We start from the raw sequence: 20,016 nt of genomic DNA, 5'->3' as shown, positions 1-20,016 counted from the left end.
CAACTCATGACCACCCAAGCAGCTTAAACAAGTTCAGCCACTTAACATTTTGTTTACACTCGACAAAATAGTTTACATAAGCGACCATTCGCCTAGTTTAAATTGCATAAGCCAAGAATGAAATGCTTGATAAGGTAAATACTCCTATTCTTTGTGATCAAGTACCTAGAATAGGTAATAAATTTAGCCAATGGTTAGGGGCCAGCGTATTAAAATTAATGGGGTGGCGTTATCAAGGAACATTTCCTTGTTGTTCAAAGATGATTATCGCTATTGCACCACATACTTCTAATTGGGATTTTGTGATTGGTATTGCTGTAGCGTTCAATTTACGCCTGAAGATTTCTTTTTTCGGTAAACATAGTCTTTTTATGCCACCTTTTGACAGCCTTTTGCGACGTTGGGGCGGAATTCCTGTGGAGCGCACTAGCAAACATGGTGTAGTTGATGACATGGCTAGCAAGATAAGGGAAGCTGAAAGCATGGTGTTGTGCATTGCTCCAGAAGGTACTCGTAGCCCAGTATCACCTTGGAAAACTGGATTTTTACATATAGCCTACAAAGCTAATGTACCAGTGTTTTTGGTAACCTTTGATTATAAGAAAAAACTTATCGAGTTTGGTCCAATGCATAATATAAGCGACAATACCCAAAATGAGCTCAATAAGATTTATCAGCACTTTAAAAATGCACATGGTAAATACCCCGAAAAAATGATCACTAAATTAGCGTCCTCCGTGGAGATAGATATTGAAAAGTAAAGGTTTTACCACCCGTTTGGTGCATGCCGATAGGTTACTGAATTCACCTGAAAGTGGTGCCGTACATCAGGCCACTAATAATTCGGTGTTGTTTGAATATAAAGATGCGCAGGGTTTGGTAGATGTTTTTCAAGGTAAAAAGGCAGGGCATGTATATTCTCGCTCGTCTTCAGGATCAAACCTCGCATTGCAAAATATCTTGACCCATTTAGAAGGTGGAGTAGGAGCGATCACTTTTGCCACAGGTATGGCAGCCATTACGGCTACAATGTTGAGTTTGTTCAAAAGCGGCGATCATCTAATTGTGAGTCATTTTTTGTTTGGTAACACCCGTAGTTTTGCGGAAACCATGCAAACATTAGGTATTGAACTGAGCTTTGTAGACGTGACTGATGTTCAAAATGTAAAAGCCGCATTTAAGGTTAATACTAAGGCGGTTTATTTAGAAACTATTGCTAACCCTGTTACGCAAGTGGCTGACTTGGGTGCAATTGGTCAACTATGCGAATCCAAAAAAGCGTTATTTTTAGTCGACACTACTATGACGCCAGCGAACATTTTTGACGCTAATTCAGTTTTAGCCTCGCTAACCATTAGTTCTTTGACCAAATATATTGCAGGTCACGGCAACGTATTAGGCGGAGCAGTAGTCGATACAGGCTTATTTGATTGGAGTGGATTCGACAACATATTACCTATGTACCGTGGGCCAGATAAATCTCAGTGGGGGCTAACGCAAATTAGAAAAAGAGGACTGAGAGACATGGGGGGAACCTTGTCTCCTGACTCAGCCCATGCCATTTCAATTGGTTTAGAAACTCTAGTATTACGTACCAATAAAGTATGCGACAACGCGATGCGTTTGGCTTCTTATTTACATAATCATGAAAAAGTGTCGGCAGTCTATTACCCAGGCTTGTCTGATCATCCTCAGCATTTTTTAGCCAGAGAGTATTTTAATGCTTATGGTGGTATTTTAAGTTTAGATTTGGAGGAGGGTATCGATCCTATTGAATTTTTAAATGCATTAAAGCTGGTGATATGTGCTACGCATTTAGGTGATACCCGTACGTTAGCACTGCCCGTTGCCTCGACTATTTATTTCGAATGCAGTGCTAAAGAAAGACAAGAAATGCGCGTTAATGACAACATGATTAGAATGTCTATTGGTATTGAGGATATAGACGACATAGTCGCAGATTTTGAACAGGCATTTGCGCAGTTTTAAACAGTCTGTCTGCACATTGTATGCGCTATTCTTGTAAGAATACCCCTAGTGGTGCTCAAAACAGAGAAAGTGGCTCGACGAGATTTGAGCCACTTACAACTAAGGCTATAACCTCTAGCGCAAAGTTAAATAGCATAAAATCAAAAATTGACCTATTGCTTAGATCAGTTCGTAACTTGTGGTAATTTCAACATTTCCAGCCAGCATCAACATTACCGAGCAGTATTTTTCAGCGGATAACTGCACGGCTCTGGCGACATTTTTTTCTATCAAACCGTCGCCTTTAACAATGTAGTGAGCATGGATAGCAGTGAAAAAACGGGGAGGCTCATCGGCTCTTTTGGCTTCAAGCTGGCAAACACAATCATCGACTTGTTTTCTGGATTTCTTTAGGATGTCCACCACATCAATGGAGGAGCAGGCACCTACTGATAGCAAAACAGATTCCATTGGAGTCATAGTTTTGCCGTTACCGTCTAAGTCTAGGGTATGTCCAGTCTCTGTTTTACAGCTGAATCTTAGGTTCTCTTGCCAACTAACTGTTGCTTTCATTTTGCCTCTACTTCTTAACCAGCGTGATTTTTGTTTTGTCTAGTAGTATACGTTTTTGCTTAAATAACGAACCAAGCGCCTTTTTATAGACATTTTTGCTCACTTTAAAACGTTTGGATATCTCATCCGCGGGACTTTTATCGGTTAACGTTGATAAACCCTCGTGAGCAATTAAGTCTTCTATGATTTGTTCTTCTAAGGCATTGCGCGATGAAGGATCATGAAATTGAAAACATAAATCTATTTTGCCATCTTCGCGAATCCGCTTTATATAACCTTTTACCGAATGGCCTACCTTAATAGGCTGAAAAACCTCGTCCTTAAATAATAAGCCAAGGTGCGAACCATTGATAATCGCCTTGTAACCCATGTCTGTTTTAGCACATATCAATAGTTCTACTTCTTGTTTAGCCTCAAATGTTCCACCTTCTTCACATGATTCTTCATACAAAAAATCTTTGAGTTTAGTGGATGCGGCTAATCTGCCCGTTTCTTCATCGCAAAAGACGTAAACCACATAGGATACGCCTTCAGACATAGGATAATCTTGTTCGTTAAACGGGACTAACAAGTCCTTTTCTAACCCCCAATCTAAAAAAGCGCCTACTTTAGTAATACTGACCACTTTTAAATAAGCGCAATGGTCAACAAATACTTTTGGGCGTTTTATGGTAGCGATAAGGCGATCATCACTATCATGATAAATAAATGCGTTCACCTTATCGCCAAGTTTACAGCCTAAGGGCGCATTTTTAGTCGGTAGTAAAATTTGACCTTTTTCGGCTGCGTCTAAATAAAACCCAAATGGCACTTCATTGACGACTTCTAGGGTATTGAACTTTCCAACTTGCGGCATGTTTGACTGATTATCTGTAACGAAATTATATGCATATTGTAACTGACCCACAGATTAAGAAATATAAAAACAATGTATTTTTTGTTAAATGCATGGATTTATTCATGGCATAATCGCAGCATTATTTTTTGCTTCTTTTATAGGTGTTATATGCACGATACTAACAATATTGTATTTTTAAATGGTCAATTTTTACCGGCGTCTGAAGCAAAAATTTCTCCTATGGATCGTGGGTTTTTATTTGGTGACGGAATATATGAGGTGGTACCGTCTTACAACGGTAAATTAGTGGGTTTTGGATTACATATTGAACGTATGCAAAGCGGACTAAATGCGATTGGCATTAACTTAGACATGACCATCAGCGATTGGCGTAACATTGCCACAAAGCTCATGGAAACGAATGGTAAAGGTAATCTTGGATTGTATTTTCATGTAAGTCGTGGCACGGATGTTAAACGATTTCACGCTTATCCTGAGCATATCCAACCTACAGTGTTTGCCTATGCTTTTGAAATCCCGGCAGCCACTACAGCTGATAAACAAGGTGTTAAACAATATAAAGTCACCAGTACCGAGGATTTACGCTGGAAACGTTGCCAAATAAAATCCACATCTTTGTTAGGTAACGTGATGCATTTCCAGCAAGGTCAGGATGCTGGAGTCCAAGAAACCATTTTATTTAATCAACATAATGAATTGACGGAAGCCAGCGCTTGCAATGTGTTTATGGTTAAAAACAATGTAGTGCTAACGCCACCTTTGGATAACCAAATACTTCCTGGTATTACTCGCCATATGTTGTTAAATATTTTACGCAAAGACGGTACTTTACAAGTGCAAGAAAGAGCGCTCAGTATGTCTGAAGTTCGTGCTGCGGATGAATTGTGGATAACCAGTTCTAGCAAAGAAATTGCCCCTGTAGTGGAGTTAGATGGCCAACCAGTAGGCAATGGAAAAGTGGGGGATATTTGGCAAAAAGCGCAGAGCTTGTATTCTGCGAACAAGTACCTTTATTAAACACTCTCCCTGCATAATAACTGGAATATAAAACCTTTATGTCTCGACCTGCCAGAATCATCATTGACTTAGCGGCTATTCAGGCCAATTGTCGCTTTGCGCAAACCCTTGCTCCTTCTTCTAAAACAGTAGCAGTGGTCAAAGCCGATGCCTATGGACACGGTTCTGTTGAAGTGACTAAAGCATTAGAGTCACAAGTGGATATGTTCGCTGTGTCTTGCCTCGAAGAAGCGTTGGTTTTGCGAGAAAATGGTTTGATAAAGCCTATTTTGTTACTCGAAGGATGTTTTGATAAAAAGGAATTAAATGTTGCCTACGATAATCATTGTGAGTTGGTCCTACACAGCCATTTGCAATTAACTCATTTGCTTAACGCCACACTGGTAGCGCCAATCAATGTTTGGTTAAAAATTGATACTGGCATGCACCGATTGGGGATTTCCACACAAGATGTTGAATCTACCTACGAAAAATTAAAGGCATCGGAGAAGGTTAAAAATATCCTTCTTATGACACATTTTGCATATGCTGATGATTTAAGTGGTAACTACACAGCCAGACAAATTCGACAGTTTGAACAATGTATTCAGCCAATAATAACTAAAGCTGAACAAAAAGTGGCATTGAGCATGGCCAACTCAGCTGGGTTATTAGCTTGGCAGCAAGCTCGATTGGATTGGAATCGACCAGGGATTATGTTGTACGGTGTGAGCCCATTTGATGTGCCCCAGGCGCAAGCCGATCAACTTATCCCAGCCATGACATTTGAATCACAAGTGATAGCATTGCGAGAAGTGTCAGCAGGCGAATCGGTCGGTTATGGTTGCACATGGAAGGCGCAACGTGCTTCAGTTATTGCCACCATAGCAGTGGGGTATGGTGATGGCTATCCGCGTACGGCACTTTCCGGAACTCCTGTGTTAATTAATCATCAACGAGCGCCATTGGCGGGCAGGGTGTCTATGGATTTGATTAGTGTTGATGTTACCGAACTTACCAATGTTCAAATTGGTGACACCGCGCAGTTGTGGGGCAAAGCGTTATCAGCCAATGAAGTCGCTAGTTGGGCGGGCACATCTGGTTATGAATTGGTAACCCGCATGCCTAGGCGTATCACTAGGCATTTTGTCCATTAATACTATCCCAAACGGATTAACTCTCTGCTATTAAAACGGCTCTAAGTGGAGCAGGGTAACCTTCAATGGTTTTGCTGTGATCATTAGGATCAAGAAAATCCACTAAGGACTGACTGGTCATCCACTCAGTTGCTCGTTGCTCTTCAGTTGTTGTCGCAGCCACATCGACCACTCTAATATTTTTAAATCCAACTCTTTGCATCCAAACTGTTAATGCTGCTGTACTGGGCAAGTACCATAGATTACGCATTTGTGCATAACGTTCGCCAGGCATAAAGACCGTTTGTTCATCTCCTTCAACAACCAAGGTTTCCAATACTAATTCACCTCCGGTACGAAGCTGGCTTTTTAGCTGATATAAAAAGTCAATTGGGCTACGTCTATGATAAAGCACCCCCATGGAAAATACTGTGTCGAAGGCTTTAAGTTCAGGCAATTGCTCCACTCCAACAGGCATGAGATGGATACGTGGATCGGGGTTAAAATGCTTAATAGCTTGGAATTGCATTAAAAATAGTTGTGATGGATCGGCGCCTACTACCAACTTTGCGTCTTCACCTAACATCCGCCACATGTGATATCCACTACCACAGCCTACATCAAGAACGTATCGATCTTTGAGACTTTTAATGTGAGGCACCACGCGATCCCATTTCCAATCGGAGCGCCATTCGGTATCTAAGTGAATGCCATGCAAATGAAAAGGTCCTTTACGCCAAGGCATAAATTGTTTGAGTAAACCGGTTATTTGCTTTTGGGTATACTCAGTGACTTCACTGCTAACGCCGAAGGCAACATTATCTTTTAGATTGACAGAGTTGGTTGAAATATCCGGGAGTTTATTAAGCAGTTTTACCCATTTAGCAAAATCACCATGCAATTGCTCTTTTTGCCATGTTGCGATTTGCGCCGGCAACACTTCAAGCCAGTGGCTTAAAGGTGAGTCAGCGATATGTTTATAAAAATCATTAAACCAAGTAACAGCCAAGTGGCCTCCTATAAAAGCAGCTTTGAGCTACGAGCTATTAGCCGCGAGCGTAAAGATTAACAATATAAAACTAATTTTTTCGTTTAAATGACGCGGTTTTTAGTTAACTGAAAACCTGATACAAAACATTTTGCGAAGCGCGAAGCTATTACTCCTTTATTGCTACCATTGATGCAAAATTAAAACAGGTAAACCAACGCAGCACGTCGTTAAAACCAATTTGTTGCAATCGTTGCTTATGCTGCTCAAAGGTTTCGGTGCGCATCACATCTTCTAATGCCGTACGTTTTTGACTAATTTCTAGTTCGCTATAACCGTTTCTGCGTTTAAATTCGTGATGAAGGTCAATGAGTAAATCGTTACCTCGTTCTGTGTCATGGCTGAGTTTTTCAGATAACAGCAAAACGCCGCCCGAATTCAAACCAGAATATATTTTTTGAATGATATCTAAACGCTGTTCGGGGGGGATAAATTGCAAGGTAAAGTTCATGACCACGCAACTAGCGTTTTTGAGATCAATATTTTGGATATCATCACATACCACATTGATGGGGGTGGCTGATTTGTAGGCTTGTACATGTAGCTCACAGCGCTGCACCATAGCGGGTGAGTTATCAATGGCGAAAATTTGACAATCTTCAGTTTGAATATATTTGCTTGCGGCTAAACTTACGGCCCCTAAAGAGCAACCCAAATCGTAAATATTGGTTTTTGGTTGTGCATATATAGCGCAAATTTGACCAATGGTGTCAATTATCGTGCTATAGCCGGGGACAGAACGCTGGATCATGTCTGGAAAAACCTCGGCTACCGAATGGTCAAAGCAAAATTCTGTGATTTGTTGTGGTTGAGAATAAATGGTGTCTTTACCGTCTTGCATAGTGGCGCTGTGACCTCAATAGAAATATCGCGCAATTCTACCTGTGCAATCTAATCCAAGCAATTTCCTTTGTTGCCTTCTTGATTACACTGTTATTCTGTATTAGCCATTAAAATAACTAAGACAACGTCTATAAAATAGAGTGAAAATCAATCACAGCACCTGAAATGACAAAAAATGTGAGTTAATCCTTCAATAATTAAGACTAAAGTATTAGTCTTAATTATTGAAGAAGAACAATAGATTATACAGGTAGGTTTAGTGGCGAAGTTTTTAATAGCAGATGATCATCCTTTATATAGAGAAGCCCTAATTTCAGCGCTGAGTCCACTATTTGAAAAGATTGATATTGTTCAAGCTGATAGTTTGGATTCGACGCTAGATGCGTTGCAGCAAAATACAGATTTTGATTTAGTACTGTTAGATTTGAATATGCCAGGCTGTGAGAATTTTTATGGTTTGCTACGGGTATCCCAAGACTTTCCCAAGATGCCTGTTGTTGTGGTATCGGCGAGTGATTCAAGTGAGGTTGTATCAAAAGTCATTAATTTAGGCGCCAAAGGTTTTATTCCTAAAGCAACTACCACGCAAACCATCGCTAATGCACTAATACAAATAATGGACGGAAAAAGCTGGTTGCCAGAGGGGATCGAAATTTGTATTGAAAAGGACACACCAGTTCTCGATATTGCAAAACTCGTAGGTGAATTAACTCCAAAACAATTTCAGGTCTTAAAACTGCTACAAGATGGCCTACTTAACAAACAAATCGCTTACGACCTAAGTATTACAGAGGCTACAGTCAAAGCACATATTAGTGCGGTTTTTAGAAAACTAAAGGTCAATACTCGCACTCAAGCAGTATTATTATTGAAACACTTGGATGTACCAGAATAACAAGTGATAAACCCTGACTATCCCTTAACTGATTTACATCGACACTTAGATGGAAATATTCGAATTTCCACTATTTGGCAACTTGCCGAAGAGTTTTCCATTCCATTAGAACAGAAAAATCTGCAAGAGTTGGTAGATGCCACACAAATCAAAGTTAAAACTACTGACCTTTTAGCATTTTTACAAAAAATGGAATTGGGTGTGTCAGTATTAGCCTCTGAACAAGCTTGTTATCGCGTGGCTTATGAAAATGTTGAAGATGCAAAACGAGCGGGGTTAGTTTATACAGAGTTACGTTTCTCACCTGTGTTCATGGCAAAGGCTCACAACCTGCCTTTAGAGCAAGTAGTTGATGCGGTAATAGCAGGTTGTAAAGCGGGAAGTCGCACATTCGGTATTGAGGTGAATCTAATAGGTATACTCAGTCGTAGTTTTGGTGAACAAAGCTGTTTTCAAGAATTACATGCCTTGCTTAGAGCTAAAAACGACATAGTTGCGCTAGATTTAGCGGGTGATGAAAAGGGCTTTCCAGCCATTAGGTTTGAAGAGCATTTTAAGTTGGCCCGAGATGCCGGGTGGAGCATTACAGTACATGCCGGTGAGGCAGATGGACCAGAAAGTATCCATCAGGCGATACATTTACTTGGTGCGACTCGCATTGGTCATGGTGTTGCGGCCCGTGATGATTTGCAATTAATGGATTTCATGGCAAATAACGATATTAGTATTGAGTGTTGTTTAACTTCAAATTTTCAGACAGGTGCTTGTACCGATATTGCACAACATCCTATAAAAACGTTTATCGAAAACGGCATAGTTGTGACACTAAACACCGATGATCCTGGTGTGTCGGCCATTGAGATTGCTGATGAGTATAAGTTAGCACGGGAAGTGGTAGGATTATCATCCTCACAACTGGAGCAGATCCAAATGAATGGTATTGACGTCGCATTTATGACGCCGTCCATAAAAGCGAAACTCTTAGATTTGTATCCCTAGCATTTCTTACTCAAGGTTTTTCTATTAGTGCCGTCTCTAGCTACTTTTATTTTAGCTCTAGGTTACGGACTTGTTATTTTGAGTATTATGCTGAAAATACCTATAAATCAGAGCTTAGCTGTAGATGCGTTTGTTCAAAGCGTGAATTCAATTTTAATAAGCCACATTAAACAAAAAGCCCTGATTAACAGGGCTTTTTAAACTATTTACGCTACTTTTTTAGCTCTTGGTTTTCTTTTAGGTTTTTCTTTTTCAACTTTATGTACTATCTCACTTTGATCGAAATCATCAACATTGATGGTACGTAGTCGACCTTTTTCCGTTTCACGCAAAAGTGCAGCTTGCTCTTCAGTTATCACTTGTAATTCAAGGCCTCTATCCGCCACTTTATCTAACTCTGTAAAGGGTAAATATTCTTTCGCGGCTTTGCATACTTTATTGTAAATAGGTTCCGCGGCAAGCACATTGTCTAGAGTTTGTTCTAAGTCGCCCATCAAACTGCCTTCTACCCGTGAAAGAAATTGGCCTGCACCTAACCGAGTACGTGCTTCACTTGGAGTTTGTAATAGGGTCGCTATCTTGTGCTCGATATCGTCAGAAGGTCGTTTATATTTTTTACCAAACGGCATGATGATTAACTTAAGTGCCTTACCCATTATTTTTGATGGGAAATTATCAAACAACTCTTCTAAGGCGATTTCTAGTTTATGCAAACTATCCTGCATCGCCCAATGCATCAAAGGTAAGTCGTCTGCCTTTCGCCCTTCATCGTCGAAACGCTTCAGTACACAAGAGGTGATATATAAGTAGCTCAACAAGTCACCTAATCGAGCTGAAATGCGTTCACGGCGCTTTAATTCACCGCCTAAAACAGCCATTGCTACGTCTGACAAGAAAGCCATGTTGGAACTGTAACGTTGCATGGAACGATAGTAACCAGCGGTTTCATCGGTGAAAGGCGCTTTGGTAAAACGTGCACCTGTAAGTGAGAACCACAAACTACGAAAGAAGTTACTGATAGCAAAACCTATATGTCCAAAAACCGCCTCATCGAATTGTTGCAATCTTTGTTCTTCATCAGGGTTGTTGGCTGCTAGTAATTCTGTCAATACGTATGGGTGGCAACGCATGGCGCCTTGTCCATAAATCATCATGTTACGAGTCAGAATATTTGCGCCTTCAACTGTAATTGCTATGGGAGCTCCTTGATAGGCACGACCTAAGTAGTTATTTTGACCAAGCATGATGCCTTTACCACCATGAACGTCCATGGAGTCATTAACTATCTGACGCATTTTTTCAGTTAAGTGATATTTGCAAATGGCAGATATAACAGAAGGTTTTTCTCCTAAATCCACTCCTTTAGTCGAAAACGAATTTACTGCGTCCATCAGGTAAGCGTTGCCGCCAATTCGGCCCAACATTTCTTCGATGCCTTCCATTTTACCGACTGGCATTTTAAATTGACGGCGAATGCGAGCATAAGCGCCAGTTGCAAGGGCAATGCTTTTTGCTCCACCCGCAGAAGATGAAGGTAAGGTAATCACGCGGCCTACAGATAAACATTCAACCAACATACGCCAGCCTTGACCTATCATTTTATTACCGCCGATGATGTAATCTAAGGGGACAAAAATGTCTTGTCCTCTGATAGGACCGTTGTGGAAGGGGACGTTTAATGGAAAGTGGCGATTACCAATTTCCATGCCCGCGGTATCTCTTGGCAACAATGCACAGGTAATTCCTAATTCTTGTTCACCACCGAGCAATCCATCTGGATCATACATTTTGAATGCTAAACCTATCACAGTCGCTACCGGCGCTAGCGTGATATAGCGCTTATTAAAGGTAAGGCGCATACCAAGTATTTCTTCGCCATTCCACTGACCTTTGCACACTACACCTTTATCGGGTAATGAGCCCGCATCTGAGCCTGCTTCTGGTCCCGTTAGGGCAAAACACGGAATTTCGTCACCGACTGCTAAACGTGGTAAGTAATGATCTTGTTGTTCTTTGGTTCCATAGTGTTGCAATAATTCACCTGGACCAAGAGAATTCGGAACGCCGACTGTAGTAGAAAGTACTGCACTGACACTTGAAAGTTTTTGCAATACACGGGCTTGCGCAAACGCAGAAAAATCTAGGCCTCCGTATTCTTTCTTGATGATCATCGCAAAGAACTTATTATCTTTAAGGTACTGCCACACTTCTTCAGATAAATCTGCATTGACGTGAGTGATTTCCCAGTCGTTACACATTTTGCATACTTCTTCTACTGGCCCGTCTAAAAATGCTTGCTCTTCGCCAGTTAATCGAGACTGAGGAATATTGTGCAAAGTTTGCCAGTTCGGATTACCACTGAAAATTTCACCATCCCACCAAACCGTACCGGCGTCGATAGCATCTTTTTCTGTACTCGACATTTCAGGCATGATCTTTTTGTAGATTTTTAAGATCGGTTCACTGATGTATTGCTTGCGTATCGATTCGATATTGACGGGCAGGGCGACAATTATAAATGCCAACCATGTGAATTCGCCGACTATACCTAATAAGCTTCCGAGCACAAACAAGCAAAAAATCGCCACAGTAGCGTTAAATAACTTCATTCGAAAATAGCTTACTGCTCCTAGCGAAGCTATTACAAATAAAAACCAAATTAGAATTTGCATAAATTCTCCAATTTTTAGAGGTCAGACCAGAATGTGAACACTATATTTTTACTATGTAAAAATCAAGTTTATGGATCAGTTTGTCACTAAGCTTTGCATGAATATTTAAAATACATGCTGTAACTATCAAAATGATATCAGGGCTAGGGTAGTATAGGATAAGTGTGCTGAGTAGACTCAGTCTTTCGAAGGCATGTCGACGTTGCCTGATTTGAAATTTTTCAAACGAATTTCACCTTGTTCGTCACCATCTTTAAATTGTTTTAACTTAACTAATTGATAGTTAAGTTGTGGTGAAAACCACGCTATGGTTTCCCTAGAGGAATTATTTCGTATGATTCTTACTTTGATGCCTTCAATCATACCAAAGGGTAAATCGAGTTGTTCTTTGCCAACCACTTTTAACTCATAGTGCCGCAACTCACCCCTGTTGTTTATAATGTTATATTCGAAGTTGCGTTTACCCGAAGCCAACTTTAATTGTACGTCTAGGCGATAAAGTTGGTTATCAAGCTGTCCCGACCAATTTATGGGTTGCGCCTGATTAATAGTGACAGTCGATTCTGTGGCGTCAAAGCGGATTTTAGTACTTTTATTCGACCCAGTCCCACTGCGACTATATGCATAGGTAAGGGGATGCAATTGTGAGTCGCTAAATGAAAAAAAACTCGTTTCTGAACGAATATCTGATAAGAAGAATGCTGAAACCTTAGAGTAATAATCTAACCTATATAGATTATCTTCATCAGCTTTAAGGATTAGTTTTGCTTTACCTAAGGTTCTGTTGAATCGATAGACTAGGTATTCTGCCTCAAATCCGACTAATTTTTCTTCAGCATAAACACGTTGGTTTGCACCAAAACTCAGCCCTAAAAATAAGGTTAGTGTTAAAAGAACAATAGACTTATTCAATAGCATAACCCTCGTCAGCTAATATTTGGTTATCTAATACTGCTCTATTATTAATCATTTTAAGCCTATCTTCGCAAAACCACTTAATAACTAACGGGTACATTTGACGTTCTTGTTGTTGAACCCGTTGTGCCAATTCTTGTACATCTTGTTGTTCGAACACAGGCACTTTGGATTGCAATACTACCGGACCACCGTCTAACTCTGGCGTGACAAAGTGAACAGACGCCCCGTGTTCTTTGTCATTGGCGTCTATTGCTCTTTGATGGGTATGCAGTCCCTTGTACTTGGGCAACAAAGATGGATGAATGTTCAACATCCTACCCTGATAACGTTCAACAAAAGCAGGCGTTAGAATACGCATAAATCCAGCTAATACAATGAGATTTGGGTTGAACTCATCAATACTATCAGCCAATTGTTTGTCATACTCTTCCCTGCTAGCGAAGTTTTTATGGTCTATATAGATAGCAGGGATACCTGCATTTTCTGCTCGAGTTAGGCCATAGGCGGTTTCTTGGTTTGCAATTACCGCAACGATTTTGGCGTTAATTCTTTTTTCAGCAATCTCATCAATAATTGCTTGTAAGTTTGAGCCATTACCTGATACCAAAACCACTATAGACTTTTGTACGTGTTGCTCAGTCACTTAGTTTATCTCAACCTGTTGTTCAGAATCACTATTTTCAATGTGGCCAATTTGCCAAGCGTTTTCACCGAGTTTATTTAAAATATCAAGGGCCTGAGCGACTTTGTCACTAGGTAATGCAATGATTAAACCTACACCACAATTGAAAGTGCGATACATTTCATGAGTGGTAACGTTACCTTTTTGTTGCAACCAATTGAATATTGCAGGCCATTGCCAACTTGATCCATCGATTACCGCTTTAGTGCCTTGGGGTAGAACTCTCGGAATGTTTTCCCAAAATCCGCCACCAGTAATATGGGAGATGGCACTAACCTTTACTTGCTCAAGCAGCGCTAAAACGTTTTTGACATAAATACGTGTTGGTTCTAATAAGTGTTCAGATAGGGGTTTATCTTCAAGTAAATCGCTGGTATTACTTTCTGATACTTCTATGATTTTACGTATCAAGGAATAACCATTTGAATGAGGTCCCGACGAGCCTAAAGCAATCAGTGCGTCTCCGTGGGCGACCTGCGAGCCATCAATGACATCCTCAGCTTCAACCACGCCGACGCAAAAACCAGCAACGTCATAGTCTTCGCCATGATACATACCAGGCATTTCAGCGGTTTCTCCACCTATAAGTGCGCAACCTGACAACTCACAACCTTTGCCTATGCCTGTTACTACTTCTGCCGCAGTATCAATATTTAGCTTTCCTGTAGCGTAGTAATCCAGGAAAAACAGGGGTTCAGCACCTTGTACTATTAGATCGTTTACACACATGGCCACCAAATCAATGCCAATCCCTGAGTGTTGTTTTAAGTCCATTGCTAATCTGAGTTTAGTTCCCACACCGTCGGTGCCAGATACCAAAAGCGGTTTTTTGTATTTTTCAGGAAGTGCACATAATGCACCAAAGCCACCTAGTCCACCTTTGACTTCAGGTCTGTGAGTTTTTTTTGTGACAGATTTAATTCTTTCGACTAGTTGGTTACCTGCATCAATATCAACCCCAGCGTCTTTGTAACTTAGTGATGACTTATTATCGCCCACGTTAATTCCTCAATCTCAATATAGCCGCAAAAAAAGAGCGCAGATTTTAGCAGCTTGCTGAAATAATACCAACGACAGATATTGACATATATGCGCAAATTAACATGTAAGTATAATTTTTAGGTGGTTTGAGTATATAGTTCCTCAAACAATTGATGAATTTTGTTCGCAAATAAATGACAATAGCCGATAGAAGTGTTTTAGATATCTGTTTTGAGGAGAATTGGCCCAGATGCCAATAAAAATAAACCCTGTGTTGTTAGTGTTTTTGTTTGTGTGGCTAATTGGCTCGCAGAGCGCTAAAGCAGCGGTTATCGATGATTTATACGATGCAAGAATTGCCGTAGATAACCAATCACAATCAACCCAAAATAATGCGTTTAGCCAAGCTTTGAAACAAGTGTTTCTGAAAGTACGAGGTAACACTGATTTGTTATCTAACGCCAAAATTAGGAACTCACTTGCTAAGGCTACACGTTTTGTTAGGTCCTACAGCTATGAGAAATCAGATACTCAGTTGTTTTTGGTGATTAGTTTTGACCCTCAACGGGTGGAAAACGTCATTCGAAGTTCAGGGTTTCCAGTTTGGGATAAAAGACGACCTGACACCTTAGTTTGGTTAGCAATACAATCACCAGATGGTTCAGATAGACAAATTGCCAATTCAACGCAGTACCCAGAGTTTTATCAACAGTTGAGTACGCGAGCTGCGCAAAGGGGCATAACCTTGGTTTACCCCTTGTGGGATCTCGATGATATACAAACTTTGAGTGTTTATGATATTTGGGGAGGGTTTAGTAGCCAAATCGCCAAAGCAAGTGAGCGTTATGTGGTTCCATCGGTGCTTTCTGCAAGAATTCATGGCGCAATTAGCGAATCAACTGAAGATAGGGTAAACACAACAGAACCTAGCGTGGAGTGGACCGCTGATTGGACCATGATCGAGGGTGGTGGGTTATTGTCTGGGCAAGTACAACAACAAAGTCAAATCGATATTGCTACCGCTTTAATAGATGCGTTGGCCGATCAATTGTCATCAAAGTATGCGGTAGACCTCGCGCAAATTGATCGCTCTGAGGCTAGAGTGCAGATAGTAGTTAATAATATTGATTCTCTTAATTATTATAAACAGGCGTTGAATTCATTAGAAAATATGAGCGTTGTCAACGAGGTCATTTTGATAAAGCAGCAAGGTTCGAGAGCCACGTTTGAGCTAGATTTGTTAGGTGATGTTGGAGATTTGACCAATGCCCTAAGTTTAGATAGTAAAATCAGACCTGTAGTTGATGATTTTGGTCAGCCTATTCGTGGTTTGGAGTTCTTTTGGGTCAAGTAAGTAATCAACTGACGTTGCCAATTGGTTTAAAAGATACCGAATCTTTTGCCAGTTTTATCCCCGGTCAAAATGCCCAAGTTTGTAGTCACCTACTCGAATTACTGCAGCAATTTGAAACCGATAAAAACAATAATTGGTTAACCTATTTGTTTTCTGATTCAGGTTTGGGAAAGAGTCATTTGTTGTATGCTAGCTGCCAACAGGCAGAGTTAGCAGGGAAAAGTAGCGTATATTTAAGTTTCAATGAAAAACAACATATGCAACCTGATGTACTCCAGGGTTTAGAGCAGTATCGCTTAGTTTGCCTAGATGATATTGAAAAATTACAGGGTGAAAGTGCTTGGCAAATAGCGGTATTTGATTTAATCAATAAGATTAAAGAACAAAATCAAAGCTGTTTAGTGATTACCGGTAACCAACCTCCAAACAAATTATCCCTAGAACTACCGGATCTTATTTCTAGGTTGTCCTGGGGAACAAATTTTCAGTTGTATTCGTTGACCGACACGCAACGTCAAGAAGCGTTAATTGTTAAAGCCCAGCATCGGGGTTTGAATATGTCGAAAGATGTAGCCAAATACTTAGTCAATCATTGGCAACGTGACATGCCAGCGTTGATAGAGTCACTAGATATTCTCGACCAGCAATCCATGCAACAACAACGCAAATTAACCATACCTTTTGTTAAAGCTATTTTTGATTTTTAGGTTTTAGACTTTCAAAAGCTTGTTTTTCTTCCAATAGCTCATCTTTTAATTTGCGAATTCCTAATCCAAGTTCGCGCCCTCTAATCCGAGCGTAAAAGCTACAACCAGTAAATAACAAACAACACAGTATTATTTCAACTAGAGCGTACAGCCTTTCTCCTGCAACGGCGTAAACTGCAGTTAAACCATGCAATAAATAATACATGACGATAAAGTTGGTCCAAGCGTGAGTATAGGGTTTTCCTTGTATCAGTCCTTTTGCTGGTAATAAAATCGGCACAATCCAAAACAGTAGAGTAAATACTGTGGAGGTGGGCTTATCTATGGTCAAAACAAAATGCCAAACGACTAACCAAATAATTAATAGTAAATAACTGCTTAAAGTTAATCTTCGAAAAAAAGTACTGTTAAATGTCATATTAATTATCCAGTTTCGCAGCTAGTGCAGCGAGTCTTGTGCCTTGTGCTATGCACAATTTTTGTTCGTCTATTGTGAGTTGGTTCTTAAAGTCGCCTTGAGCTACATGACTTACACCATATGGGCTTCCCCCAGATTGAGTGGTATGCAGCTCAGGGTTAGAATAGGGTAGCCCACACAATATCATGCCATGGTGTAACAAAGGTATCATCATAGTGAGCAAGGTGCTTTCTTGGCCGCCATGCATACTAGATGAAGAAGTGAATACACAAGCAGGTTTATTTTCTAATGTGCCGGCTAACCATTGTCCGCTAGTATCATCTAAAAAGTACTTTAACGGCGCTGCCATATTACCAAATCGGGTAGGACTGCCTAACGCTAATGCACAACAGTCATCCAAGTCTTGTTTTACGACATAAGGGTCACCGCTATGAGGAATTGAGTTTTGTGTGTCGGTAAAATGGTTGCTCACTTCAGGTACACAACGTAATCGTGCTTCTAATCCGGTCTTTTCAACACCTAATGCGATGCTGTTAGCCATGGCTTGAGTCGCGCCATGGCGACTGTAATATAGAATCAGTACTACTTGACTCATAAAATATCCAAAACAGATTCAGGAGGACGACCAATAGCGGCTTTACCTTTGTACCTTACAATGGGGCGCTCGATAAGTTTTGGATAATTGACCATGGAAGTAATCAGTAAATCTTCACTTAACCTTGGATCGGCTAAATTTTGTTCTTTGTAAGCGTCTTCTCCTTTGCGCATTAATTGTCTGGCGGAAGAAAAGCCTAATTGAGAAATTATCTCAGTGAGTTCGTCTGCATTAACAGGGGTTTTCAGATACTCAATAATTTGTGGTTCATAGCCTTTGTCGTGAAGCAATTGCAGTGTTTGGCGACTTTTAGAACATCTAGGGTTATGTAATATGCTTAAATCAGACATAAATTTTCACTTAAAATGAGTTTAGGATTGAGACGTAGTATTCTACATTTTATTTAATTGGTTACGAGAGTAACCCGTATTTAGGGTGCTGTTATTTTGAAAAAAATTATTATTGTTTTGGCTGCATTGTTAGCTTTGTTGTTAGGATTGTGGGCTCAACACTCTCTGAAAGTCGATTTTACAGCCACAGATGGTAATGAATATCGTTGGAGTAGTGGCGAAGGAAAGTGGAAAGTTGTCAATTATTTCGCGGAGTGGTGTGCACCGTGTTTAAGAGAGATGCCGGAATTAAATCGTTTTTATCAATTGCATAAGGATGAGATAGATATTTTTGCGGTGAGTTTCGACCCATTGGATAATGAACAATTAATCGTTCTTAAGCGCAAGTATGATATTCAATTTGCGGTTGTTGCTAGCCTAAACTCTATACCTTGGAATCAACCGCCAAAGAGTTTACCGACGACTTATATTCTTGATGCCAAAGGCAATGTGCGACAACAATTGAAAGGTGAACAAAGTGCTCAAAAACTCATACAAACTATCAACAAATTAAAGGGTTTGTAGGCGCTCCTGAGCCGTCCTGAATTGTTCTATTCTAGCTCGGATGCGTTGTTGTTCAATTTTGCGGTCATTAGCATAATTGTAGGCGGTATGTAGTTCGTCAATTGCTCTTGGGTACGCCGCTACTAAAGCGTATATTTCGGCTTTAATTTGATGCATCTCCAGTTTTTGACCACTGTTTTGGTAGGCGTCTGACAGTAAATCGTAAGCTAACATATTGTCGGGATTAACGAGCAAATAATCTCTGAGCAGTGATGTTGCTTTTTCAAAATTTTGGATTTTTATCAATGCATTGGCCAAATTTAAAGTTAAAACTCTGTTGAAAGGAGTATGTAAAATTTGTGCCGATAGTCGGTCTATCGCGCTTTGGGTTTGATCCATTTCAATTGCAATATCGGTAAATGTATCTAAATAAAATAGATTGTCGGGCTGTTTTTCGAGTAACCCTTCGATTAATTCTAACGCAGCTTCAAATTGTTCATTGGCTAATAATGATAAAGCTAAGCCATATTCAGCCGCCGCTTTAAAAACATAAGTTTGCTTATCTAGAATATCAGAGAAGTATTCGATATTTCGCTTGGGATTAGCATAATAACGCGCCAAAACTCGCGATTTCGCTAAATGAAAATTAATACTTTCTGGGATGTCCCGTGATCGAAATGATGCAGCTCGCGTGCGCGCATCTGCCACTCGAGATTCAGGCAATGGGTGAGTCAGTAAAAATGCCAATGGAGTGGATTTAAGGCGATTTTTCTCGGTTAAAATACTAAAAAAACTGCTCGCGCCGTAGGGGTCAAACCCCGCATCCGCTAATATTCGTATTCCCACTCTGTCCGCTTCTTGTTCATTTTGTCTGGTGTAATTAATTGAAGATTGCGCCGAGGCTGCATTGGTTACAGAAATAGCCGCCATTCCCGCTTCAGGATTAACCGCCGCCAACATGATGCTTCCTAATAAACTGGCTATCTGCAATGGTGATGATTTTTGACGTGCTTCCATGCTACGAGCAATATGCCGTTGAGTTACGTGACTGACTTCGTGTGCTAATACCGATGCTAATTCAGATTCGTTTCTGGCATTAAAAATTAGTCCGGTATGGATCCCAATATGTCCTCCAAAAAAAGCGAAAGCATTGATTTCTGGACTATTGAGAATAAAAAACTTGTATGGAAACTTTACATTGTCTGCCTGTGCGACCAAACGATTTCCAAGATCTTGAATATATTCGTCCAACAACGGATCATTAATAATCGGGGCTTGACCTCGGAGTTGCCGCATAAGTGCGTCCCCAATTAATACTTCTTTATCTAGGCTGATAGCGCTGGAGGCAACGACTCCTATTTCAGGTAATTGATTTTTTTTATTTTGTGCGCCAACTGACATGATGCCTACAACACAAATACAAAAGGCAGAAACAACAATGTTAGCTATAGGTTTTATCATAAATTACGTCTAAATTAG

At 40.3% G+C, this 20,016-nt stretch carries 21 protein-coding genes; 9 read left to right on the top strand and 12 right to left on the bottom strand.

All coding sequences use genetic code 11. From position 1 onward, the window contains the following. Positions 1–122 precede the first annotated feature (122 nt). Positions 123–761: a 1-acyl-sn-glycerol-3-phosphate acyltransferase gene (locus tag KO534_RS17945; RefSeq protein ID WP_215931712.1), complete on the top strand. Its 639-nt coding sequence runs from the start codon at positions 123–125 to the stop codon at positions 759–761. Further along, positions 751–1,989, top strand: a complete 1,239-nt coding sequence (locus tag KO534_RS17940) for a cystathionine gamma-synthase family protein (protein WP_215931710.1) — start codon at positions 751–753, stop codon at positions 1,987–1,989. Before KO534_RS17945 ends, KO534_RS17940 begins: the two co-directional genes overlap by 11 nt. Positions 1,990–2,148: 159 nt before the next feature. Here the strand turns inward: KO534_RS17940 and KO534_RS17935 are convergent, their stop codons facing one another. Both KO534_RS17935 and KO534_RS17930 read right to left on the bottom strand, forming a co-directional pair. Then, on the bottom strand, positions 2,149–2,541 hold the full coding sequence (locus KO534_RS17935; RefSeq protein WP_215931708.1) for an OsmC family protein: 393 nt from the start codon (positions 2,539–2,541) through the stop codon (positions 2,149–2,151). Between the two features lie 7 nt (positions 2,542–2,548). Beyond that, entirely contained in the window at positions 2,549–3,397 is an 849-nt protein-coding gene (locus KO534_RS17930) for a CvfB family protein (protein WP_215931706.1), read from the bottom strand. A 150-nt stretch (positions 3,398–3,547) separates the two neighbouring features. On the opposite strand from KO534_RS17930, the gene KO534_RS17925 reads away from it, so the two are divergent. After that, entirely contained in the window at positions 3,548–4,417 is an 870-nt protein-coding gene (locus KO534_RS17925) for a D-amino acid aminotransferase (protein ID WP_215931704.1), read from the top strand. A gap of 38 nt (positions 4,418–4,455) precedes the next feature. Then, on the top strand, positions 4,456–5,553 hold the full coding sequence (gene alr, locus KO534_RS17920; protein WP_215931702.1) for an alanine racemase: 1,098 nt from the start codon (positions 4,456–4,458) through the stop codon (positions 5,551–5,553). Between the two features lie 16 nt (positions 5,554–5,569). On the opposite strand, the gene cmoB is transcribed toward alr, so the two are convergent. Beyond that, positions 5,570–6,541, bottom strand: a complete 972-nt coding sequence (cmoB, locus tag KO534_RS17915) for a tRNA 5-methoxyuridine(34)/uridine 5-oxyacetic acid(34) synthase CmoB (protein WP_215931700.1) — start codon at positions 6,539–6,541, stop codon at positions 5,570–5,572. A gap of 148 nt (positions 6,542–6,689) precedes the next feature. After that, positions 6,690–7,421, bottom strand: coding sequence for a carboxy-S-adenosyl-L-methionine synthase CmoA (gene cmoA, locus KO534_RS17910; protein ID WP_215931698.1), 732 nt, complete (start codon positions 7,419–7,421; stop codon positions 6,690–6,692). Between the two features lie 261 nt (positions 7,422–7,682). Between cmoA and KO534_RS17905 the strand changes: the two genes are divergently transcribed. After that, positions 7,683–8,318, top strand: a complete 636-nt coding sequence (locus tag KO534_RS17905; protein ID WP_215931696.1) for a response regulator transcription factor — start codon at positions 7,683–7,685, stop codon at positions 8,316–8,318. A 3-nt stretch (positions 8,319–8,321) separates the two neighbouring features. Further along, entirely contained in the window at positions 8,322–9,317 is a 996-nt protein-coding gene (gene add / locus KO534_RS17900; protein ID WP_215931694.1) for an adenosine deaminase, read from the top strand. Positions 9,318–9,523: 206 nt separating this feature from the next. Here add and fadE read toward each other — a convergent pair whose 3' ends face one another. From fadE to purM, 4 genes are all read right to left on the bottom strand, one after another. Continuing rightward, entirely contained in the window at positions 9,524–11,989 is a 2,466-nt protein-coding gene (fadE, locus tag KO534_RS17895) for an acyl-CoA dehydrogenase FadE (RefSeq protein ID WP_215931692.1), read from the bottom strand. Between the two features lie 177 nt (positions 11,990–12,166). Further along, entirely contained in the window at positions 12,167–12,907 is a 741-nt protein-coding gene (locus KO534_RS17890; RefSeq protein WP_215931690.1) for a DUF3108 domain-containing protein, read from the bottom strand. Further along, positions 12,894–13,550 carry a phosphoribosylglycinamide formyltransferase gene (purN, locus tag KO534_RS17885; protein ID WP_215931688.1) on the bottom strand — a complete coding sequence of 219 codons (657 nt, stop codon included), beginning with the start codon at positions 13,548–13,550 and terminating at the stop codon, positions 12,894–12,896. The genes KO534_RS17890 and purN overlap by 14 nt, the downstream gene beginning before the upstream one ends. Continuing rightward, positions 13,551–14,588, bottom strand: coding sequence for a phosphoribosylformylglycinamidine cyclo-ligase (purM, locus tag KO534_RS17880; protein WP_215931686.1), 1,038 nt, complete (start codon positions 14,586–14,588; stop codon positions 13,551–13,553). It lies immediately after the preceding gene. A gap of 232 nt (positions 14,589–14,820) precedes the next feature. Here purM and KO534_RS17875 point away from each other — a divergent pair, with 232 nt between their 5' ends. Together KO534_RS17875 and hda are read left to right on the top strand one after the other, a co-directional pair. Then, positions 14,821–15,924: a DUF2066 domain-containing protein gene (locus KO534_RS17875; protein ID WP_215931684.1), complete on the top strand. Its 1,104-nt coding sequence runs from the start codon at positions 14,821–14,823 to the stop codon at positions 15,922–15,924. After that, positions 15,912–16,631, top strand: coding sequence for a DnaA regulatory inactivator Hda (hda, locus tag KO534_RS17870; RefSeq protein WP_215931682.1), 720 nt, complete (start codon positions 15,912–15,914; stop codon positions 16,629–16,631). The genes KO534_RS17875 and hda overlap by 13 nt, the downstream gene beginning before the upstream one ends. Here hda and KO534_RS17865 read toward each other — a convergent pair. The 3 genes from KO534_RS17865 to arsC are packed head-to-tail and all read right to left on the bottom strand — an operon-like array spanning position 16,615 to position 17,994. Continuing rightward, positions 16,615–17,049 (bottom strand): DUF2069 domain-containing protein, encoded by a 435-nt coding sequence (locus KO534_RS17865; RefSeq protein ID WP_215931680.1) that lies wholly within the window; start codon positions 17,047–17,049, stop codon positions 16,615–16,617. The genes hda and KO534_RS17865 overlap by 17 nt on opposite strands. Position 17,050: 1 nt before the next feature. Continuing rightward, positions 17,051–17,644 (bottom strand): NAD(P)H:quinone oxidoreductase, encoded by a 594-nt coding sequence (wrbA, locus tag KO534_RS17860; protein WP_215931678.1) that lies wholly within the window; start codon positions 17,642–17,644, stop codon positions 17,051–17,053. Then, complete coding sequence (gene arsC, locus KO534_RS17855; protein WP_215931677.1) at positions 17,641–17,994, bottom strand: arsenate reductase (glutaredoxin); 354 nt, start codon at positions 17,992–17,994, stop codon at positions 17,641–17,643. Before arsC ends, wrbA begins: the two co-directional genes overlap by 4 nt. 96 nt (positions 17,995–18,090) lie before the next feature. On the opposite strand from arsC, the gene KO534_RS17850 reads away from it, so the two are divergent. After that, positions 18,091–18,558, top strand: a complete 468-nt coding sequence (locus KO534_RS17850; RefSeq protein WP_215931675.1) for a TlpA family protein disulfide reductase — start codon at positions 18,091–18,093, stop codon at positions 18,556–18,558. Here the strand turns inward: KO534_RS17850 and KO534_RS17845 are convergent. Next, positions 18,544–19,938, bottom strand: a complete 1,395-nt coding sequence (locus tag KO534_RS17845; RefSeq protein ID WP_436836593.1) for a beta-barrel assembly-enhancing protease — start codon at positions 19,936–19,938, stop codon at positions 18,544–18,546. The genes KO534_RS17850 and KO534_RS17845 overlap by 15 nt on opposite strands. Positions 19,939–20,016 lie beyond the last annotated feature (78 nt).

This window comes from Paraglaciecola arctica (assembly GCF_018861065.1).
In the GTDB taxonomy this organism is placed as follows: domain Bacteria; phylum Pseudomonadota; class Gammaproteobacteria; order Enterobacterales; family Alteromonadaceae; genus Paraglaciecola; species Paraglaciecola arctica_B.
This window is presented reverse-complemented; position numbering and strand designations above follow the sequence as displayed.